This is a genomic window from Synergistaceae bacterium, from assembly GCA_017540085.1.
In the GTDB taxonomy this organism is placed as follows: Bacteria; Synergistota; Synergistia; order Synergistales; family Aminobacteriaceae; genus JAFUXM01.
In genome coordinates, this window is the sequence record JAFYBQ010000006.1 from 48,835 (window position 1) to 67,570 (window position 18,736).

General features: G+C 50.6%; 23 protein-coding genes. 15 read left to right on the forward strand and 8 right to left on the reverse strand.

The annotated features are described in order from the left end of the window. The first annotated feature begins 4 nt into the window (after positions 1-4). The 10 genes from IKQ95_00860 to IKQ95_00905 all read left to right on the forward strand — a co-directional run bounded on the left by IKQ95_00860 (position 5) and on the right by IKQ95_00905 (position 8,950). The gene (locus tag IKQ95_00860; protein ID MBR4195244.1) at positions 5-877 is read left to right on the forward strand and encodes an elongation factor Ts; all 873 of its coding nucleotides are present in this window, start codon (positions 5-7) and stop codon (positions 875-877) included. A 70-nt stretch (positions 878-947) separates the two neighbouring features. Next, on the forward strand, positions 948-1,664 hold the full coding sequence (locus IKQ95_00865) for a UMP kinase (protein ID MBR4195245.1): 717 nt from the start codon (positions 948-950) through the stop codon (positions 1,662-1,664). A gap of 5 nt (positions 1,665-1,669) precedes the next feature. Continuing rightward, positions 1,670-2,224, forward strand: a complete 555-nt coding sequence (gene frr / locus IKQ95_00870; GenBank protein MBR4195246.1) for a ribosome recycling factor — start codon at positions 1,670-1,672, stop codon at positions 2,222-2,224. A 19-nt stretch (positions 2,225-2,243) separates the two neighbouring features. Beyond that, entirely contained in the window at positions 2,244-3,047 is an 804-nt protein-coding gene (locus IKQ95_00875) for a protein-glutamate O-methyltransferase CheR (GenBank protein MBR4195247.1), read from the forward strand. 6 nt (positions 3,048-3,053) lie between these two features. Then, the gene (locus IKQ95_00880) at positions 3,054-3,416 is read left to right on the forward strand and encodes a hydrogenase maturation nickel metallochaperone HypA (GenBank protein ID MBR4195248.1); all 363 of its coding nucleotides are present in this window, start codon (positions 3,054-3,056) and stop codon (positions 3,414-3,416) included. Then, positions 3,409-5,436: a UvrD-helicase domain-containing protein gene (locus tag IKQ95_00885; protein ID MBR4195249.1), complete on the forward strand. Its 2,028-nt coding sequence runs from the start codon at positions 3,409-3,411 to the stop codon at positions 5,434-5,436. Before IKQ95_00880 ends, IKQ95_00885 begins: the two co-directional genes overlap by 8 nt. Beyond that, positions 5,396-5,971 (forward strand): dephospho-CoA kinase, encoded by a 576-nt coding sequence (gene coaE, locus IKQ95_00890; protein MBR4195250.1) that lies wholly within the window; start codon positions 5,396-5,398, stop codon positions 5,969-5,971. The genes IKQ95_00885 and coaE overlap by 41 nt, the downstream gene beginning before the upstream one ends. Next, positions 5,968-7,764 carry an oligoendopeptidase F gene (gene pepF, locus IKQ95_00895; protein ID MBR4195251.1) on the forward strand — a complete coding sequence of 599 codons (1,797 nt, stop codon included), beginning with the start codon at positions 5,968-5,970 and terminating at the stop codon, positions 7,762-7,764. The genes coaE and pepF overlap by 4 nt, the downstream gene beginning before the upstream one ends. Beyond that, complete coding sequence (locus tag IKQ95_00900; protein MBR4195252.1) at positions 7,752-8,585, forward strand: HAD family phosphatase; 834 nt, start codon at positions 7,752-7,754, stop codon at positions 8,583-8,585. The genes pepF and IKQ95_00900 overlap by 13 nt, the downstream gene beginning before the upstream one ends. After that, entirely contained in the window at positions 8,567-8,950 is a 384-nt protein-coding gene (locus tag IKQ95_00905) for a signal peptidase II (protein MBR4195253.1), read from the forward strand. Before IKQ95_00900 ends, IKQ95_00905 begins: the two co-directional genes overlap by 19 nt. Before the next feature lie 35 nt (positions 8,951-8,985). Here the strand turns inward: IKQ95_00905 and IKQ95_00910 are convergent, their stop codons facing one another. From IKQ95_00910 to argF, 4 genes are all read right to left on the reverse strand, one after another. Further along, complete coding sequence (locus tag IKQ95_00910; GenBank protein MBR4195254.1) at positions 8,986-9,345, reverse strand: hypothetical protein; 360 nt, start codon at positions 9,343-9,345, stop codon at positions 8,986-8,988. 73 nt (positions 9,346-9,418) lie between these two features. Further along, the gene (locus IKQ95_00915) at positions 9,419-10,702 is read right to left on the reverse strand and encodes an O-acetylhomoserine aminocarboxypropyltransferase/cysteine synthase (protein MBR4195255.1); all 1,284 of its coding nucleotides are present in this window, start codon (positions 10,700-10,702) and stop codon (positions 9,419-9,421) included. Positions 10,703-10,706: 4 nt separating this feature from the next. After that, the gene (locus IKQ95_00920) at positions 10,707-11,192 is read right to left on the reverse strand and encodes a hypothetical protein (GenBank protein MBR4195256.1); all 486 of its coding nucleotides are present in this window, start codon (positions 11,190-11,192) and stop codon (positions 10,707-10,709) included. Next, positions 11,189-12,124, reverse strand: coding sequence for an ornithine carbamoyltransferase (gene argF, locus IKQ95_00925; protein MBR4195257.1), 936 nt, complete (start codon positions 12,122-12,124; stop codon positions 11,189-11,191). The genes IKQ95_00920 and argF overlap by 4 nt, the downstream gene beginning before the upstream one ends. Positions 12,125-12,214: 90 nt before the next feature. Between argF and IKQ95_00930 the strand changes: the two genes are divergently transcribed. Genes IKQ95_00930 through IKQ95_00940 form a run of 3 tightly spaced genes read left to right on the forward strand, consistent with a single transcriptional unit; the run spans position 12,215 to position 15,006 of the window. Beyond that, the gene (locus IKQ95_00930; GenBank protein MBR4195258.1) at positions 12,215-13,024 is read left to right on the forward strand and encodes a TIGR02452 family protein; all 810 of its coding nucleotides are present in this window, start codon (positions 12,215-12,217) and stop codon (positions 13,022-13,024) included. Between the two features lie 30 nt (positions 13,025-13,054). Next, positions 13,055-14,098 carry a threonine synthase gene (locus IKQ95_00935; protein ID MBR4195259.1) on the forward strand — a complete coding sequence of 348 codons (1,044 nt, stop codon included), beginning with the start codon at positions 13,055-13,057 and terminating at the stop codon, positions 14,096-14,098. Next, positions 14,095-15,006, forward strand: coding sequence for a homoserine kinase (locus IKQ95_00940; protein MBR4195260.1), 912 nt, complete (start codon positions 14,095-14,097; stop codon positions 15,004-15,006). The genes IKQ95_00935 and IKQ95_00940 overlap by 4 nt, the downstream gene beginning before the upstream one ends. Before the next feature lie 44 nt (positions 15,007-15,050). Here IKQ95_00940 and IKQ95_00945 read toward each other — a convergent pair whose 3' ends face one another. From IKQ95_00945 to IKQ95_00960, 4 genes are read right to left on the reverse strand one after another with little or no spacing between them, the layout of a single operon-like run. Then, on the reverse strand, positions 15,051-15,581 hold the full coding sequence (locus IKQ95_00945; protein MBR4195261.1) for a hypothetical protein: 531 nt from the start codon (positions 15,579-15,581) through the stop codon (positions 15,051-15,053). Continuing rightward, the gene (locus IKQ95_00950; GenBank protein MBR4195262.1) at positions 15,578-15,790 is read right to left on the reverse strand and encodes a type II toxin-antitoxin system HicB family antitoxin; all 213 of its coding nucleotides are present in this window, start codon (positions 15,788-15,790) and stop codon (positions 15,578-15,580) included. Before IKQ95_00950 ends, IKQ95_00945 begins: the two co-directional genes overlap by 4 nt. Positions 15,791-15,804: 14 nt before the next feature. Beyond that, positions 15,805-16,020, reverse strand: a complete 216-nt coding sequence (locus IKQ95_00955) for a hypothetical protein (GenBank protein ID MBR4195263.1) — start codon at positions 16,018-16,020, stop codon at positions 15,805-15,807. Between the two features lie 34 nt (positions 16,021-16,054). Then, a complete protein-coding gene (locus IKQ95_00960; protein MBR4195264.1) occupies positions 16,055-16,396 on the reverse strand; it encodes a hypothetical protein in 342 nt (113 codons plus the stop codon). 61 nt (positions 16,397-16,457) lie between these two features. Between IKQ95_00960 and IKQ95_00965 the strand changes: the two genes are divergently transcribed. Both IKQ95_00965 and IKQ95_00970 read left to right on the forward strand, forming a co-directional pair. Next, positions 16,458-16,946, forward strand: coding sequence for a bifunctional precorrin-2 dehydrogenase/sirohydrochlorin ferrochelatase (locus IKQ95_00965; protein MBR4195265.1), 489 nt, complete (start codon positions 16,458-16,460; stop codon positions 16,944-16,946). 193 nt (positions 16,947-17,139) lie between these two features. After that, positions 17,140-18,735, forward strand: a complete 1,596-nt coding sequence (locus IKQ95_00970; protein ID MBR4195266.1) for a LysM peptidoglycan-binding domain-containing M23 family metallopeptidase — start codon at positions 17,140-17,142, stop codon at positions 18,733-18,735. Position 18,736: the final 1 nt, after the last annotated feature.

Genomic DNA, 18,736 nt, shown 5'->3' on the forward strand with positions numbered 1-18,736 from the left:
TACAATGGCAGAAATTACAGCCGCAAAGGTTAAGGAATTACGCGAACGCACAGGCTCAGGAATGATGGACTGCAAGAAGGCACTTGCTGAGACCGGCGGGGACATGGAGAAAGCAATTGACTACCTCCGCGAAAAGGGACTCGCAAAAGCCGCAAAGAAAGCAGAACGCACAGCCGCTGATGGAAGGATCTTCCACATTCTGAGCAAAGACGGCAAATTAGGAGTCATGATTGAGCTTAACAGCGAGACCGATTTTGTTGCAAAGACTGACGAATTTAACGGACTCGGCGACAAAATCACCGCTCACCTTGCCGCTAAATCATATGATGACGTTCCTTCACTGCTTGCCAGCGTTCACGAGTCAGGAAGCACGGTTAATGACCTTGTTACGGCGATAATCGCAAAGCTCGGTGAAAATATCGTGCTGAAGAGATTTGCCCGCTATGATGCCGCTAACGGTAAAGCCTTCTGCTACATTCACAGCAACTACAAAGTAGGCGCACTTCTTGAGCTTGAAGCCGATGACAAGTCCGCGATGTCGAAAGCTGAATTTGACGAACTCGGCCATGAAATTTGTATGCAGATTGCCGCCGCCGCTCCTCAGTATTTAGTGTCTGATGATGTCCCTGCGGATGTCTTAGACCGTGAGAAGGCCGTTTACCGCCAGCAGCTTATTGACGAGGGAAAGCCCGCCGACAAGGTAGAGAAAATTATCCCCGGCAAGCTCAGGAAGTATTTTGAGACAGTATGCCTTCTTGAGCAGGAATATATCCGCGACACCGACAAAAAGGTGAAGGACGTAATCGCGGAAGCCGGGAAAAAGCTCGGCACAAAAATTACTGTGAGGCGTTTTGAGCGTTTCGCAATAGGCGAGTAATCAAGAACGCAATATCCCCGGTGTGAATAACTTTGCGCCGGGGGTATTTTCTTATAACGGAGGCGATATTATGCCCAAATACAAGCGTGTGCTTCTGAAACTGTCGGGGGAAGTCCTTGCGGGCGATAGGCATATCGGGATTGATTTCGGGACTGTGAGAGATTTTGCGGTGAAACTTGCTGAGATTCGCAACGCCGGAATCGAATTGTCGCTGGTCATCGGAGGCGGGAACATGATTCGCGGGCGCGACTCTGAGGATTACGGGCTTGACCGCGTGAGTCTTGACGGTATCGGCATGTTAGGCACCGTCATGAATGCACTTGCGGTGAAAACTGCCCTCGACAGTCTCAATGTCCCCGCTAAAGTCCTGTCAGCAGTATCAATATCACCGATTGCGGAGCTTTACAGCCGTGAAACAGCGCGTGAATACCTGAAGGCCGGGAATATTGTGATGTTCGGTGCGGGAACGGGTCATCCGTTTTTCTCGACAGACACAGCCGCGGCTCTGAGAGCGTCAGAATTAGGGCTTGACTGCGTAATCAAAGGGACAAAGGTTGACGGGATTTATGACAAAGACCCGGTGAAATTCCCGGACGCAGAATTTTTCCCGGAGCTGACATACAGCGAGGCTATTTCTCGGAATCTCAATGTCATGGACACAGCCGCGTTTGCCTTGTGCCGCGAGAACAGGATTCCCGTCTGGGTAATGAATGTACAGGATTCGGGCGCGTGGGTAAGGAATATCATTGACGGCGTTAATGTCGGAACGATCGTAAAGGAGGATTAATCATCATGCCGGATGTATTATCGGAGTTACGCGGAAATATGGACAAGGCAGTATCGTTTTTGCAGAATGAATTTCTCTCGATACGCACAGGAAGAGCGCACCCCGGACTCGTCAGCGACATCAAAGTTGACTACTACGGAACACCCACGCCGATAAAGAGCCTCGCGAACGTAACAATCCCCGAAAGCCGCTCGATTCAGATTGCCCCGTTCGACAAGACTGTGTTAAAGGCGATGGAGAAAGCCATTCTCGCCGCCAATATCGGAATGACTCCGCAGAATGACGGCACTGTGATTCGCCTGACACTGCCCGAACTCACTAAAGCCAGGCGCGTTGAGCTGACGAAATTACTAGCGAGGAAGGCAGAAGAGTCGAAAGTCGTCATCAGAAATTACAGGCGCGATGCAATAGAGGCCCTCAAGAAGCAGGAGAAAGCCTCAGAAATCACAGAGGATGACCTCAAGAAGTCAACAAAAGACGTTCAGGACATAACAGACGGCTATATCAAGAAAATTGATGAGGTCTACAAGGTCAAAGAAAAAGAAGTGCTTGAAGATTAGAGAGGAGGAAATTTCATAAATGGAAGAAGTCAGCCAGTACAATTCACCCGGTTACACAACGTTCAAAATGAAGCTGAAGAAGCTAATCGGCATAGATCTCAACTCGTACAAAGAGCAGATTCACCGCAGGACTCACGAGCTTATGTCCCGCTGGGGCTGCAAGACGTATGATGAGTATTACGACATGATGAGCAAGGACGAGAAGAAGTTGCGCGAGTTCCTTGACCACCTCACAATCAACGTCTCAGAGTTTTTCCGCAACGACTCTCAGTGGTGGAAGCTCCGCGACAAAATCATTCCCGAACTCATACAGAAGCGCAAGACAAAACGCCTCAAGCTGTGGAGCGCGGGATGTGCCACAGGGGAAGAGCCGTACTCACTCGCGATTCTCTCGGCAGTCTGCGGACTCGACACAATGAATCCCGTTCTCGCCGCCGACATTGATCAGGGCGCAATCTCACTCGCTCAGAAGGCCAATTACCGCAAAGCGCAGCTTCTCAACGTCCCGAAAGAATATCTCGCAAAATATTTCACCAGCAGGGACGCGGGAGCAACATACGATGTAAGCCCCGAAATCAAACGCCGCGTAACCTTCAAGCGCATGAACATGATAGAGGACGCATTCGGCGCGAATTTCGACATAATACTTTGCCGGAATGTCGTAATATATTTCACGGCTGAGACAAAAGACAAGCTGTATCACAAATTCTATGACGCTCTCGCCCCCGGCGGTTATTTCCTTGTCGGCTCAACTGAGCAGATATTCGGCTATCAGAAAATCGGATTTGTTTCGGCAGGCCCGTTCCTTTACACGAAAAACTAGCGGGCAATGTTTGAGTTCACCCTCACAAATTCCGTGAATGACGCTATTCAGAGGTTATGCCGGCAAACCGGGTGGAAGAAAATCCGCCGTGTCATGGTGAAAGTCGGCGGTGTCCGAAATGTCAACCCTGAATTAATGTCGTTCATATTCTCGGCTGTCTCGAAAGATACTCCCGCTGAAGGTGCTTTGCTGTCGGTGATGCTCCTTCCTGTTACGGTGAAGTGCCATTCATGCGGGAAAATTTCGACACGTGAGGACTCAGACTTTGTATGCCCACTTTGCGGAAGCGGAAATGTTCAGATATTGTCAGGGCTTGAACTCAACATTGAAGCCCTCGAAGTAGAAAGCAATAATTTCAACGATGACTGAAAACGGAAAAAATATACTGCGTTCCCTCTCTAAGATTCAGCGGGACGCGGTGCAGTATGTTGACGGGCCTTTGCTTGTTCTCGCGGGAGCCGGGAGCGGCAAGACCCGTGTTTTGACGCACAAAATAGCATGGCTTACGGCGGAAAATATCGCTGACCCTCATAGCATCATGGCCGTAACTTTCACCAACAAGGCCGCGGGCGAAATGAAGTCCCGAATTAATGCCCTTGTCCCGAACGCAGCAGGGATTTACGCCGGGACATTCCACGCTTACGGGCTGAAATTCCTGTTCAGGCACCCGGAACAGACAGAGGAAATTACCGGGCTTAGGCGGGATTTTACGGTTCTTGACCGGGGGGAAAGCCGCTCTCTTGTGCAGGAGATTATGAGAGAAATGAATTTCCCGGAGAAAGAGACAACGCCCGGCGCAATGCTTGAGCTTGTATCACGCGACTATATGACGTGGACTCCAATCCCGCACGACAGCACGCTTGAAGATGAGAACGTCTACAAACTCTCGAAAGAATACCGCAGGCGGCTCCGGGAGATTAACGCGGCGGATTTTGACGACTTGATGATTCTCCCGCTTGAGATTCTGAAACAGGACATTGACACACGCAGGCGCGAGCAGGAGAGAATATCATGGCTTCTTGTCGATGAGTACCAAGATGTGAATCACCCGCAGTATTTGCTGATTCGCTATCTTGCCGGGCCGAATTGTGTCGTGAATGTTGTGGGAGACCCGGATCAGTCAATTTACGGCTGGCGTGGCGCGGAAATCGGAATGATTCTGAACTTCACGAAAGATTTTGACGGCGCGAAAACGATTGTGCTTGATGAAAATTACAGGTCAACAGGAAACATATTAGCGGCCTCAAACGCATTAATCCGAAACAATAAAGCCCGCCTCAAGAAAAATCTTCACACGGCAAAAGGTAAGGGCGAAAAGATTTATACCCTCATGGCGCAGTCAGACTTTCAGGAGGCCGATTTTCTCGTTCAGGAAATAGAACGCCTCGTAAAAGTCTACAGTTACAGCTACAGCGACATAGCGATACTATACCGCGCTAATGCTATGAGCCGGGTTTACGAGAACAAATTTCTCCAGGAGGATATACCCTACAGAATCATACGTGGGCTGTCATTCTATGACCGCATGGAAGTCCGCGATGTTCTGTCGGTTTTACGGACGGCGGTTAATCCTTTCGACAATCCTGCATTCACGAGGGCGGCAGGTTTCAGCATTAAGGGAATGGGAGCGGCGCGGCGTGAAAACTGGTACAAGTGGCTTGCGGATCTGCCTGAAGATGTCCGCGATGACCCCGCTAAAGTATGGAGCCTCACTGCCGGGGGAGCATGGCCGATTAAGGGTGCGTTAGGGGAAAACATGAGGGTGTTTGCGTCCCACATGTGCGCGGTTGTTGATATGGCCGGAGACGGCATAAAGCCTGCAATAGATTACGTTCTCGCAGACATGGGATATGAAGCGTACATCAAAAATTATGACCCTGAGAATTACCGTGAGAGGCTCGAAAATGTCCGGGAGCTGAAATCTATTGTGCCTGACGGTGATTTGTCCGAGACACTCGCGGAAGCAGCACTATTCACGGACGCGGACAAGGAAGCCGCAGACAATGACGCTGTAGGACTATTGACCCTCCACGCCTCAAAGGGACTCGAATTTCCCGTTGTGTTCATTGTCGGAATGGAGGAAGATGTTTTCCCTCACTCGCGCTCAAAGGACAATGAAGACGAACTAGAAGAGGAGCGGCGGCTGTGCTACGTCGGAATGACACGGGCGGAAGAAAGGCTCTACCTTACGGCGGCGCGTTCGCGTGGGCTTTACGGCGGTGTTCAGCATAATGAATTGTCGCGCTTCCTTTTTGAGATCCCGGACGAATGCAAGCAGACCGATGACAGGGGCAGAAGCTCATCATTCCGGGACAATACCAGGACATTTTACCAACGGGGGCGGAAATATGGCGGTTACGGCGGTTACAGGGGAAATCGGAGCTGGTAAATCTACCCTTTCACGGATATTATCACGCCTCATGAAGTGCGCTGTGATTGACGCGGACAAAATCGCCGCTGAAATTTGGACTCGCCCGGACGTTATTGGGATTTTTGCTGACAGGTGGAGCAGTGATATTCTTGACGCTGACGGAAATATTATCCGGCCAGTAATCGCGCAGCACATTTTCACGGACGACCAAGAGCACAAATTCTGCGACTCTGTGATTCACCCGCTTGTGATGGCTGAGATTCACCGTCTCACAGAAAATATTGACGCTGTAGCCGAAATTCCCCTTTTGCCGGAAGCCGGGCGGCCTGAATGGGTTTCACGTGTGATTTATACTGAGGCTGATTTTGTCGTCAGGGCTGAAAGGTGCAGGAAGTCCCGCGGATGGAGCTATGACGAGCTGAGGCGGCGCGAGAAATTTTTACTCCCGAAAAGTGAAAGGCTTGCGGTTTGCGACTATGTTATACGGACAGAAGGCAGCCTGTCAGATTTGCGCGCTCAGGCTGTGAAGTTATTACAGGAGATTGAAACATGAACAACAAAAACGAAGTTCCCGAAAGGAAAGACATTCCCGAAAAATTCAGATGGAATCTTGAGGCTATATACCCCGATTTTGACGCATGGCAGAAATCATACGATGACACGTCAGCAAAAGTTGAAGCCCTGAAGGATTACGCCGGGAAACTCGGCGGAGGGTCGGCGACTCTTCTTGCGTTCATTAAGGCAGATGAGGCAGTATCGCTTGAGCTTGAGCGGCTTTACGTCTACGCGAACATGAAGAGCCATGAAGACCTGCGCGAGGCAAAGCCTATGGAGCTTGCCGGGATGGCCGAGTCCCTCATGGTGAAATATTCTGCGGCTGTGGCGTTCTTTGAGCCGGAAATTTTAGCCCTCCCGCATGACTATATAAATGACTGCATAAAGAATGAGCATGAGCTTACCCGCTATGAATTTTTCTTCCGCAAGTTACTGCGCGAACGTGAGCATATTTTGCCGCATGAGCAGGAAATACTTTTAGCCCAAGCCGGGGAAGTCATGTCTACACCGTCAAACGCATTCACCCTCCTTACTGACGCGGATATGAAGTTCCCCGACATCACGGACGAGGACGGCAATACGTCAGAGCTTACAGAGGAAAGATGGTACAGGTTCAGCAGGAGCCGTAACAGGCAGGTGCGTCATGATGCCTTCATGGGTGTTTACGGGACTTACGCGAAATTCAAGAACGCAATCGCCGCGCTTTATTCCGGCTCGGTGAAGGGGGACATATTCACATCACAGGCGCGAAAGTACGCAAGCTCGCTCGACATGGCACTGTTCGCGGAGAATGTCCCGGAAGATGTTTACGGCCATGTTGTAGACACAGCCCGGAAATATTCGCCCTCACTGCACAGACTCGCAGCACTCCGCAAAAAAGTTTTGGGACTCAGCGATTTTCACTTCTACGACTTGAACGCGCCTTTGACCGCAGAGCCTGAGACGCGAATCGATTTCCCGGAAGCTGTTGACATTGCCGTGAAAGCATTAGCCCCGCTCGGTGATGAGTACATTGCTGACTTTAAGCGCGGGATTTCGGAGCGTTGGATCGACATTTACGAGAACAAGGGCAAACGCAAGGGCGCATATTCATGGGGTGCTTACGGTACACAGCCGTATGTTTTGCTGAACTATGACGGGACAATTCACGATGTCTTCACGCTCGTCCATGAGATGGGACACAGTATGCACAGCTATTATTCACGAAAGACTCAGCCGCAGGTTTACGCCGATTACACGATATTGCTGGCTGAAGTCGCGTCAACAACAAATGAAGCCCTGCTGTTAGAGTACCTTCTCAGAAATTCGCCCAGTCCCGAAAATCGGAAATGGCTTCTGAGCTACTATTATGACATGGTTCGGGCAACGTTCTTCCGTCAGGCAATGTTCGCGGAATTTGAGCGGGAGACTCACTCATACGCTGAGGGGGGCGGAGTCCTCACGCCGGATTATCTCTGCTCTTTGTGGGAGAAACTGAACGCGGACTATTACGGGCCGGAAATGGTGATTGACACGGAGCTTTGCGCGGAATGGGCGCGGATTCCTCACTTCTACACGGCGTTTTACGTGTATAAATATGTTACGGGGTTCACGGCGGCTAATGCGTTTGCGTCATCGATACTTTCAGGGGAGGAAAAAGCGGTAGAAAGATATTTGCGATTCCTCAAGAGCGGGGGAAGTGATTACAGCCTGAATATTTTGCGCCGTGCAGGTGTTGATTTAACGAGTGATGAGCCGTTCGAGAGGACAATGAAATTTTTTGATGAGAGGTTAGACGCATGGGACAAATAAAGCTCGTTGCGTTTGACTTGGACGGGACTTTGTTCAACGACAATAAGGAAATTACCCCTGAGACTTTCGCGACTCTTGAGCGTGCCGCAAATATGGGAATTGAGATTGTGCCGTCAACCGGACGATTCTGGAACGCTGTCCCCGAAAGTATCAAGAGCCTGAAATTTGTACGTTACGCGCTGACTCTCAACGGAGCGGCAATATTTGATGTCATGGCCGGGAAAACGATTGCGGAGTTTGCGATTCCGGCTTTGAGGGCTGAGACTTTGTGCCGTGTCTTTGATGATTTGGGCGTGATTTATGACTTTGTTGCGGGGGGAAACGGTTACATGAGGCGGGATTTATATGAACGTCTCGCGGATGTCATGATAGGCGAATGGCAGGTGAAAATTGTCCGTGATATGCGCTCGCCTGTTGATGATGTCTATGAGGCTGTGAGGAATGCCGGAGGTGTTCAGAAAATGCAGATATATACGCTTGACGCTGCCCTGCGTGAAAATCTCCTGAAGTCATTGCCGATTGTCTTCCCTAAATTGTTATTTACGTCATCAGTCCCGAACAACATAGAAATCAACGACCCTCAAGCCAATAAAGGCGGGGGGCTGAAATTTATTGCGTCTCATCTCGGCATTGATATGGGAGATGTGTTAGCGTTCGGGGACGGATTGAACGACATGACAATGATACAGTATGCGGGGATCGGCGCGGCCATGTCGAACGGAGTCCCGGAACTTAAAGCCATAGCGGACTACATCGCCCCGGACAACAATCACAACGGAGTCGCGGAAGGGATAAAGGAATTTTGCTTCAGTCGGCAATAATCACGGCAATCTGTATCAATCTTGAGCATATCGGGCGGATATTGCTGTCTGACCCTGTGTCCATCGTCCTGAATTACGGAATGGCCTTCAGCATGTTGAGCGGTTATCCGTCATTAGCGGCGTGGCTTTCGGGGATAGCCTGCCTGATGATTATTGCGGTGCTGCTGTTTGTTGACCTGAGCAGGGGCGAGCGTGTCGGGTATTCTGTCATGCTTGGCGGGGCTTTGTCGAACTGCGCGGAGAAATTAATTCTCGGCTATGTGATTGACTGGATTCCGATTCCGTTTATCCCTCTGACGGTGAATATTGCTGACATTGAGGTGTCATTAGGGGCGGCGGTAGCGTTCGTGAGCTTCATGAGGTGAGGATTCCCCCTGAGCAGTTTTCAGGGGAATCATTGTTATTCAGTGCTGCCCTTCAGCTTGTTTATTTCCTCACGGATTATTCCGCGGACATCATCGGGCGTTGTATATTTTTTCTTGTCCCTGAAAATTTCACGGAACATCGGCGCAAGTGTTATGGCAAATCCGACAATGCCGACAACAATTGCAAGCGTTGTGAAATGCCACTTCACTGACGATTTAAGCTCCTCCGTTTTCACGGCGTTCACACGTAATTCCGTTTTTACTTCCCTGATTTGGTCTTTGAGTTCGTTTGTTCTGGCATCAAGTTTATTCTCAAACTCAACAATTCGTCCGTCTATGTAAACTTTAAGCCCTCTTATTTCTGACCGTATAAATTCGCTGTCGCTGCTTGTCATTTTCACACGCCCCCTTCCTTTTTCGGATTATAGCAGAAACACTCCCCTGACTAATAATCAGGGGAGCGCAGTCTTACTTCACCGCCTGAAATCCTTTCTCCAAGTCAGCAATAATATCATCAATATGTTCCGTGCCGATTGAGAGCCGAATCGTTGTCGGACGAATCCCGCATGACAATAATTCTTCCTCGTTGAGCTGTGAATGAGTCGTTGACGCAGGATGTATGACGAGCGATTTCACGTCAGCAACATTCGCAAGCAGTGAAAATAATTCGAGGCTCTCTGTGAATTTCTTGGCCGTCTCAGCAGTCCCCTTTATGTCAAACGTGAATATTGACCCCGCCCCGTTAGGATAATATTTCGCGTAAAGCTCCTTCTGCTTACCTTCTGCGAGTGAGGGATGATTGACGCGCTCGACTTTCGGGTGATTCTTCAGGAAGTCAACAACCTTCAGGGCGTTCTCTACGTGGCGTTCAACACGGAGCGACAATGTTTCGAGTCCCTGTAACAGCAGGAACGAATTGAACGGAGAAATGCACGCGCCTAAGTCCCGCATTAATGTTGTGCGGAGCTTCACGATGTACGCGAGATTCCCGACCGCCTCAGTGAAGACTATCCCGTGATATGACGGATTCGGCTCCGAGAGTCCCGGAAATTTCCCGCTCCCGGCCCAGTCGAATTTTCCCCCGTCAACAACAACTCCGCCCATCACTGTGCCATGACCGCCCATGAATTTTGTCGCAGAGTGAATCACAATGTCAGCTCCGTATTCTATCGGCCTGCACAAAAACGGAGTCGCGAACGTGTTATCTATCACAAGCGGGATCCCGTGAGAGTGCGCGATTTCTGCGGCTGACTCGATGTCGAAAACGTCAGAATTTGGATTGCCGAGCGTCTCAGCGTATATCAGTTTCGTGTTTGGCTTTATGGCTTTCTCGAAATTGGCCGGGTCTGAAGGGTCAACAAATGTTGTTGTGATCCCCTGCTCCGGGAGAGTGTTGGCGAAAAGGTTGAACGTTCCGCCGTAAAGGTTGGTTGACGATACTACATGATCCCCGGCCTTTGCGATGTTCTGCACAGCGTATGCGATCGCCGCAGAGCCTGAAGCCGCCGCAAGCGCACCGACTCCCGACTCCATTGCCGCGACTCTCTTCTCGAACACGTCATTTGTCGGATTCATTAAGCGCGTGTAGATGTTCCCCGGCTCAGTGAGCGCAAATCTTCCCGCCGCCGCCGCCGAATTAGGGAAAACGTATGATGTTGTCGCGTAAATCGGGACTGCCCGCGAGTCTGTTACGGGGTCTGCATGTTCCTGCCCCGCGTGGAGCTGGATTGTCTCAAATTTATATTTGCTCATGGAATCATTCCTTTCTCCCGAATGATATTACACGGTTGTAGCCTTCAGGCAAGTATTCATAAATGAGTGTGTATACCGCGCTGCTTAGACGGTTAAGAATATGGCAAATTCTGAGACTGTCATTTTCACCGAAAACTTTCACCGCGCATAACTCAGTCTCACGCACAAGAGTCCGCAAAAGATTCATCATGGCCGACTCCCGTCCCATTTCATGATGAGGGAGAATATGACCAAGCCCGAAATATTCCGCCGGATTGTGAGAACGCCGGTAAAGCTCCTCCGAATCGAGTCCCCTCACAGTGAATCCGCCCTCAAAAATTTTCCCGCAGGCCTCGCACCGCTGAAGATGATTCACGACCGCTTTCACTTCTTCAAGGTCGGCGATAAATTCCGGGGAGTCTGAGTCCGCCTGAAACATTATGATTCTTGCGTTAAGGCTGTCGAGTTTCCCGCGTAACTCTATGCGCGGAGAGTCTTTGCCGTATGTCATGATAGAGTCGCGACCATAACGGCTTTGATTGTGTGCATTCTGTTTTCGGCCTCGTCAAAAACTTTTGAGCGTTCAGACTCGAAAACTTCCTCTGTAACCTCTGCGCCTTTCACAGCAGGCAGGCAATGTAGAAATATAGTTGTGTCCTTGCCCGTTGCCTTCATGATTTCCGCTGTAACCTGCCACGCGCCGAGAAGTTTATAGCGTTCCTCCTTCAGCGACTCTTCACCCATTGAGACCCATACATCTGTGTATATTGCGTCCGCGCCTTTCACGGCCTCGAATGGATCATTGATGACGCTGATTGTTGAATGTGAAGCGATTTCCCGGCATTTTGCGAGTAAATTTGCGTCAGGCTCTAATTCTTTGGGAGTGCTGATGACGTAATCGACTCCCATTTTCGCACAGCCAATCATTAATGCGTTGCTCATGTTGTTTCGTCCGTCGCCGAGATAGGCGAGCTTGAGTCCCCTGAGAGGGCCGAAATTTTCGCGCAGTGTTAGGAAGTCCGCGAGAACCTGAGTCGGATGATCTGAGTCCGTGAGTCCGTTCCACACGGGAACGCCTGAATATTTCGCGAGGTCTTCTACGGTTGACTGCTTGAAGCCGCGGAACTCTATCCCGTCAAACATACGCCCTAACACGCGGGCCGTGTCTTTAACGTCTTCTTTTGCGCCGAGCTGAATATCATTCTTGTTGAGATATTCCGGGAATGCTCCCTCATCGTTGCAGGCTACCGTGAATGCACAGCGGGTTCGTGTTGATGACTTCTCGAATATCAGCGCGATATTTTTCCCTGCGAGTAAATTCCCGCGAATGCCTGCGCGTTTCTTTGCTTTGAGGTCTGCTGAAAGCGTGAGGAGATAATCTATTTCACCGGGCGTGAAGTCCATTAGAGTCAGGAAACTTCTTCCCCTGAGATTTTGCGCCATAAATCCGGCCTCCTTGTGTGAATGTGTGAATGCCTGCGATTATAGCACCGTGAATTATAATAGCCGCAATGAAAGGAGAGATTCCCCGAAATGAGACCGACAAAGCAGCAGCTTGCAGAAGTCTTCAATGACACGCTGAAATTTTTTGACGAGGACGCAATTTTACACGAGGCAATTTTACGCACTAACAATCACACGAGAGTTTACCCCGCCGATTTTGCAGAAGAGACAGACTCCCACAAGGCCGGAAAAATTGACGTTATACAGGGGCGGACATTGCAGACAGCGTTAGACCTTCACGGGAAATTCCCGGACAAGAAAATAGCTGTGCTGAATTTCGCGGCCTCACAGACTCCGGGCGGCGGTGTCAAAGCAGGAAGCCTGGCGCAGGAGGAAAGCATTTGCCGTTCGTCGACACTTTACCCGTCATTGAGGACAGACACAGCGCGGGAAGGATTCTACAGCTATCACTATGAGGGCGGATTCGGCTGGCGGGCAAGCGACACCTGCATATATTCCCCTGATGTAATTATCTGCCGTGATGATGATGACTATATCCCCGCGAGATTGTCCCGTGAAAATTTCGTGAAGATTGATGTCGTTACGTGCGCTGCCCCTCACATTTTCCCGAACGTAAAAATTTCTGACAGGGATTTGTACGCAATTCACCTTTCACGCGCAAAAAATATCCTGCGTGTATGCGCGTATAACGGCGTTGATATTCTCATCACCGGGGCATTCGGGTGCGGTGCGTTCAAGAATCCCCCGGAGCTTGTCGCAAAAGCATGGAGGGAAGCACTTGCTGTATACTGTGAGAAATTCGACAGCGTAATATTTGCGGTCTACTGCAACAAATACGAGATGGAAAACTACGATACGTTTCGCGCCGTGTTAAGATAGTCAGCAAAAATTCTCACAGGAGGAATCACAATGGGAGTACTGAAACACTACCGGGACTTGCTTCCCGTAACAGACAAAACGCCCGCCGTAAATCTTGAGGAAGGAATGACCCCGCTAATCTATCTTCCCCGCGTAAGTGAGAGGCTCGGAATAAAGCTGTACGGAAAATTTGAGGGCTGCAACCCGTCCGGCTCATTCAAGGACAGAGGAATGGTTCTCGCGGTCGCAAAGGCTCTTGAGGACGGAAAACGCGCCGTAATTTGTGCGTCAACAGGCAACACCTCAGCAAGCGCGGCGGCATATGCTGCAAGCCAGGGAATCCCGTGCTTTGTGCTGCTTCCCGCCGGAAAAGTCGCGCTCGGAAAACTGGCGCAGGCTCTCATGTACGGGGCGAAAGTCATCGCGGTGAAGGGGAATTTTGACCGTGCATTAGAGTTAGCGAGAGAGGGAGCGGAGAAGACCGGGTGCGCGATGGTCAACAGCGTGAATCCCTATCGGCTTATCGGTCAGCGTTCGGGGGCGTGGGAAATCTGCGACGTTCTCGGACATGCTCCCGACTGGCACGCAATCCCAGTAGGCAACGCGGGCAATATCTCCGCATACTGGGCAGGCTACAACGAGTATCAGAAGCTCGGCAAAATTTCGTCCCTCCCAAAGATGATGGGATTCCAGGCGGAAGGAGCAGCCCCCCTCGTCTACAACAAGCCATGCCCTAACCCTGAGACAGTCGCAACGGCAATACGAATCGGGAATCCCGTAAGCGCACACCTTGCCCGGGCGGCAGTCAGTGAGTCCGGCGGTGAGTTCAACGCGGTAACAGACGATCAGATTTTGGAGGCACAGAGAATTTTAGCGGCTGAAGGCGGAGTCTTTGCGGAGCCTGCTTCATGCGCCCCCCTCGCGGGACTCCTCAAGCTGAAACGCTCAGGCAGACTCCCGGAAGGAATCACAGTAACAATGATTCTCACAGGCAACGGACTCAAAGACCCCGACACAGCCATGTCCCAAGTCGGCAAGCCCATCGAGATAAACGACACATTAGACGACCTTATGCGGGTGCTTGAAGGAAAATGATACGGCTGAAAATTCCTGCGACGACGGCGAATCTTGGCTCAGGTTTCGACACTCTCGGAATGGCACTGAACCTCTACAACATTTTCACGGTGAAAGAAATTCTGCCGGAGGGCGAATACACATCCGAAATTTGCGGCGAGGGGATCGACATTCTCACAGACGCACGGAAAAATATGCTTGTTACCAGCTACATTAAAGCGTGTGAGGAATGGAGCGTATCACCGAAAGGATTCGCGTTCGAGAGCTGCAACGCCGTCCCTCTGAATCGCGGACTCGGAAGCTCGTCAACCGCTGTTGTTGCGGGCGTAATAATTGCTGATATATTGTCGGGCGTTAAACATGATGAGGCTGAATTATTGCGTGTCATGACGAAAATCGAGGGACACCCGGACAACGTTGTGCCGTGCTTCACGGGCGGGATGACTGTATCATGCTGGGACGGGGAGTCCTTGCGGTATGTCCGTCTTCCTGCATTGCCGGAGGATTTGAACGTTATCGCGGTTGTTCCTGATTTCGAGGTCAGGACGGAGGAAGCCCGGCGGATATTGCCTGAGAGTGTGCCGTTCCGTGATGCTGTCTTCAACGTGAGCCACGCGAGTATTTTGTGTGCGGCGTGGGCTATGGGACGCTGGGATCTGCTGAGAGTCGGAATGCAGGACAGATTACACCAGGCGCACAGGGCGAAATTATTTCCGGGCGAGACGGGAGAAAAGTTTTTCTCTGAGATAGCCAATCACCCGGATTGCGTTGCGACGGCTATATCAGGTTCAGGGCCTACGATGATTGCGATTGTTCACGGCCCTGCGGCTAAACTGTCGGAGGCTATGTGCAGGATTTTCACGGAAGGCGGAGCGGCGAGTCATTTCTTTGTGCTTACCTGCACTGCTTCAGGGGCTTGCGCTGAGTAACAAAAATCCCCTCTGACTCATGGCCGGAGGGGAAAAATTTTGCGTCAGTCGTCCCACTTGTCATATTTGTATATCACCTGAATGAATTTGCTTGTCAGGGAGCTTCCCGGAAATCGTTTCGACATCTCCGGGTTGTATGTCAGTGTTATTGTCGTGTACTTGTCGGGTGTCCATACGTTTTTCAGCATAATTTTTCCGGCGGCTCTTGTGTTTGCTGACGGACTTTCCTGTGTCTTTCCGTAAAGCGCGTTCATTCCCTTCTGCAGTGCCTCGTAAAATATCCTGTCATACTCAGCGTTTCCCATGCTCTGAAGGTATACGCTCTTCATCTTCAGCAGCTTGTTCTTGTGGAAGCCGAATATGTACGTCGCCGGATAATTCTCGAACATTCCTTCCATCGTGAGAGAGTCTTTTCTTGGGACTAGGACTTTCGCGCCGCTGTTCTCCATCCTCTTTTGAGTCCGCGCGTAAGTGTGTCCGAAAGGAAGCGACAAAAACGCCTCCGAGCTGTTAGACGCACTGCAGGCAGTCGCGGAAAGAATCACGGCCATCACCGCAAGAATAATCTTCCTCATCTCATCACCTCATGAGCTATACTAGGCACAGGAATCTCACGCCCAATAAATTCCGCTGTCTCAATCCATTCTGAGACTATAACGGCGGAATTTCGCAGGGCTTCTTCAGGGGTGTCGCCATCTGCCATGCACCCGGGCAATTCTGGGACTTCAGCAATAAATTTCCTGTCGTCATCTGACCAGTATATTATTCTCGTGTACTTGTCCATTAATTTGCCTCCTGTCAGAATATTAGCTTGTACTTTCGGATTATTTCCCGGACTTGTTTCACCTGATATGCTTTTGCTTTTCCGTTGTCGGACTGTATATTGATGATTTCCGCAATGCCCTTGCGCCAATAAATATAGTGGATTCCTTTTACCCTGTAACTAAATCCCAGAACATCAAGCAGCTTCTGCAAGTCGGTGAACGGAATATTATTGTCCTTACTGCCGTCCATAACTGGTCAAATATTTTCGGTGCTGATGTCATTCTCAGAACTCCCACTCAAGATAACGCGCCTTCTTTGCGTCCTCTCCTGTTCCGTAGCTGAAGAACCCGCTGTATCTTCTCGATGAATGCCGCTTGATTTTCGCCGTAAGTATTTCCGCCCGTGCTATGACGCGATAATTACGGTCAAGAAATAACATTGTCCCCCCGAAATTCACGTTATACTTTGACGGATTCCGAATCGTTACGCTGACTCCTTTGAACGTGTACGATATTGCGCTGAATGAAAGCCCCTTCCCGCGTATAGCACCGTCCCTGATTACAGCCTCAGAGACTCCCGAAAGAAACACGAGAATCAGAGCCGCGCCCGCAAATATCTTCTTCACTTTTTACCCGCTCCCTGTGAAAATATTTCGTGAAAATTATAACAGCAGGGAGATTTTGAGAATGTCAGACACAAACCGCCCCCCGTATTTCCCGATGATGATAAACTTGTCGGGCAGACGGGTATTGATTGCAGGCGGAGGAAATGTAGCTTCCCGCAGAGCCGAGACGCTCATAAAATGCGGTGCTGAAATCGTCGCGGTAAGCCCGGAATTTTGCGCTGATTTTCCCCGTAACACTCAAAGAATCGTGAGGCCGTTTTCGCCGGATGACATAACCCCGGATTTCTCGCTCATAATCGCCGCCACAAATGACCGCGCTGTCAATCATAATATTCACCTCATGGCCGCCCGTCTTCATATCCCGGTGAATGTCGCCGACTGCAAAGCGGAATGTGATTTCTTTTTCCCATCTATGATTAATGCTGGGAATGTTTCAGTCTCGGTTAATACTGCGGGAGTATCGCCCTCCTTAACCCGGCGTTTGTCTGACCGCCTGCGAAAAGTTTGGCCTATATGGATTACTGAGGAAAATGACCGTAAATTACGCTGAGTGCCTGAATTGCACTGTGTTATAATAGCCGCGTCCAAAAGGGTGTGGGGTTCACGCTGCGCCTAAGTATTTATGACTACTAGATTATATGCTACAATACTTAACGGCCAGCCAAAATTTCACAAATTCAGAGGTATAAAAATTTTCATGTCGTAGATTACGTAATTGCGCGGCAGGTCGGGAGGAATCGTTTTTGAGATCAGACAGCGGAAGACCGCGGGAATATTACCCTAACCGCACCAATGCGGGCAGGGCAAAGCCTCGCGGGGGGAAACATGCAGGAGCGTCATTAGGCTTCTGCTGGGGATTTGGCATTGTCGTCTGCGCCACATTCGGATTAGCGTCATTCCTTATGTTTTCGGCGGGGCATTTCAGCAGTTTTTCTTCTGGTCTCGGCGTTGAACCGGCTCACGGCATCGAGGACAGCGTTATATACTCGCGCAATCTTCTTGACGTGGAAGTTACACAGCTTGACCCGTCAGAAAGCAATCCTGATGACCCGGAACTCTTAGCACAGGCTTATGACAGCAGCACGATGGAGGCATTCGGGCCGTTCCCGTCATATTTGTCGGACTATGAGAGCGTAACATTGACAACACTCGACGACGGCAAAACGCTCAAAGTTCACGATGAGGAAGAAGACGACGACGATGAAGACTCCGCAGGGGTCGGCGCACAGGCTGAGACGGTGAAAGCTGAAGTGCCTTTACTGGCTGAAGTTGGCCCTGCATGGCGGGAGCATACAGTCAAGAGCGGCGAAACTTTGTCGGAAATCGCCGCGGCTTACGGTAATATTACGGCTCAGGACATTATCCGGGCAAACGCGCTCAAAGACGCGGACAAGCTCCGGGAGAACTCCATACTCCTTATACCGAATACGCCGGAAGACACAGAGAACACTTTTGACGAGGTGAAACGCCGTAAATGGGTTGTTGCCGCAAACAGCGAGAAATTCACGCCCGTCAAAGTCCGGGAACACATAGTAGCCCACGGCGAGTCACTCTGGGCAATCGCGAATAATTCAGGCGTAGAGCTTGACACAATCAGGGGAAGCAACAATTACACGGTGCTGAAGCCCGGAATGAAGCTGAGAATCCCGAATCAGGACGGAATATTCTACACGCTCAAAGAAGGCGAGACAGTCAGCGATGCCGCAAAGCGATACCGTGTCAGCAAAAGCAAAATCGCCCTCGTGAATGAGGGAGTCGACATAACAGCGTTAAAGGCAGGGGATGAGGTATTCCTTCCCGGAGCAAAGCCGGAAGCTATACGCGAGGTCAGGACAGCCCCGAAATTAGCCGAGGCAAAGAAAGCAGAGTCAGCAAGGAAATCACAGCCCGCCCCCGCAAGGACAGCCGCAAAGCCTGAGAGACACCCACGCGGTGAAGTGGCAGTGAGGCGTTCAGGGTTCAGATGGCCGATAATGGGACGGATAAACAGCCCGTTCGGATGGAGGACTCACCCCGTAACAAGGCGCAGGGACTTCCACACGGGAATCGACATCAAAGCCAACAGGAATGACCCGATAAAAGCGGCAGGCTCCGGCCATGTAGTATATTCCGGCTGGATGGGCGGCTACGGAAAAGTGTTAGTCATTGAGCACAGCAACGGGCAGTCAACGCTTTACGCTCATTGCAGCTCATTATTATTCGGAAAGGGAGCTAATGTATCATCAGGACAGCTTATCGCGAGAATCGGCACTACAGGACGTTCAACAGGCCCGCACTTACATTTTGAGGTCAGGAACGGAAGCAGCCCGGTCAACCCGATAAAGTACCTGAGCAGGTAAA

Excerpts from the sequence above, each read along its gene's own strand:
- IKQ95_00950 (MBR4195262.1), bottom strand. The coding sequence starts at position 15,790 with ATGGACAAGTACACGAGAATAATATACTGGTCAGATGACGACAGGAAA.
- IKQ95_00930 (MBR4195258.1), top strand. The coding sequence starts at position 12,215 with ATGAGACCGACAAAGCAGCAGCTTGCAGAAGTCTTCAATGACACGCTG.
- IKQ95_00915 (MBR4195255.1), bottom strand. The coding sequence starts at position 10,702 with ATGAGCAAATATAAATTTGAGACAATCCAGCTCCACGCGGGGCAGGAA.
- IKQ95_00880 (MBR4195248.1), top strand. The coding sequence starts at position 3,054 with ATGTTTGAGTTCACCCTCACAAATTCCGTGAATGACGCTATTCAGAGG.
- frr (MBR4195246.1), top strand. The coding sequence starts at position 1,670 with ATGCCGGATGTATTATCGGAGTTACGCGGAAATATGGACAAGGCAGTA.
- IKQ95_00910 (MBR4195254.1), bottom strand. The coding sequence starts at position 9,345 with ATGACAAGCAGCGACAGCGAATTTATACGGTCAGAAATAAGAGGGCTT.
- IKQ95_00885 (MBR4195249.1), top strand. The coding sequence starts at position 3,409 with ATGACTGAAAACGGAAAAAATATACTGCGTTCCCTCTCTAAGATTCAG.
- IKQ95_00860 (MBR4195244.1), top strand. The coding sequence starts at position 5 with ATGGCAGAAATTACAGCCGCAAAGGTTAAGGAATTACGCGAACGCACA.
- coaE (MBR4195250.1), top strand. The coding sequence starts at position 5,396 with ATGGCGGTTACGGCGGTTACAGGGGAAATCGGAGCTGGTAAATCTACC.
- IKQ95_00920 (MBR4195256.1), bottom strand. The coding sequence starts at position 11,192 with ATGACATACGGCAAAGACTCTCCGCGCATAGAGTTACGCGGGAAACTC.
- IKQ95_00900 (MBR4195252.1), top strand. The coding sequence starts at position 7,752 with ATGGGACAAATAAAGCTCGTTGCGTTTGACTTGGACGGGACTTTGTTC.
- IKQ95_00865 (MBR4195245.1), top strand. The coding sequence starts at position 948 with ATGCCCAAATACAAGCGTGTGCTTCTGAAACTGTCGGGGGAAGTCCTT.
- IKQ95_00955 (MBR4195263.1), bottom strand. The coding sequence starts at position 16,020 with ATGGACGGCAGTAAGGACAATAATATTCCGTTCACCGACTTGCAGAAG.
- IKQ95_00945 (MBR4195261.1), bottom strand. The coding sequence starts at position 15,581 with ATGAGGAAGATTATTCTTGCGGTGATGGCCGTGATTCTTTCCGCGACT.
- IKQ95_00935 (MBR4195259.1), top strand. The coding sequence starts at position 13,055 with ATGGGAGTACTGAAACACTACCGGGACTTGCTTCCCGTAACAGACAAA.
- IKQ95_00940 (MBR4195260.1), top strand. The coding sequence starts at position 14,095 with ATGATACGGCTGAAAATTCCTGCGACGACGGCGAATCTTGGCTCAGGT.
- IKQ95_00875 (MBR4195247.1), top strand. The coding sequence starts at position 2,244 with ATGGAAGAAGTCAGCCAGTACAATTCACCCGGTTACACAACGTTCAAA.
- argF (MBR4195257.1), bottom strand. The coding sequence starts at position 12,124 with ATGGCGCAAAATCTCAGGGGAAGAAGTTTCCTGACTCTAATGGACTTC.
- IKQ95_00965 (MBR4195265.1), top strand. The coding sequence starts at position 16,458 with ATGTCAGACACAAACCGCCCCCCGTATTTCCCGATGATGATAAACTTG.
- pepF (MBR4195251.1), top strand. The coding sequence starts at position 5,968 with ATGAACAACAAAAACGAAGTTCCCGAAAGGAAAGACATTCCCGAAAAA.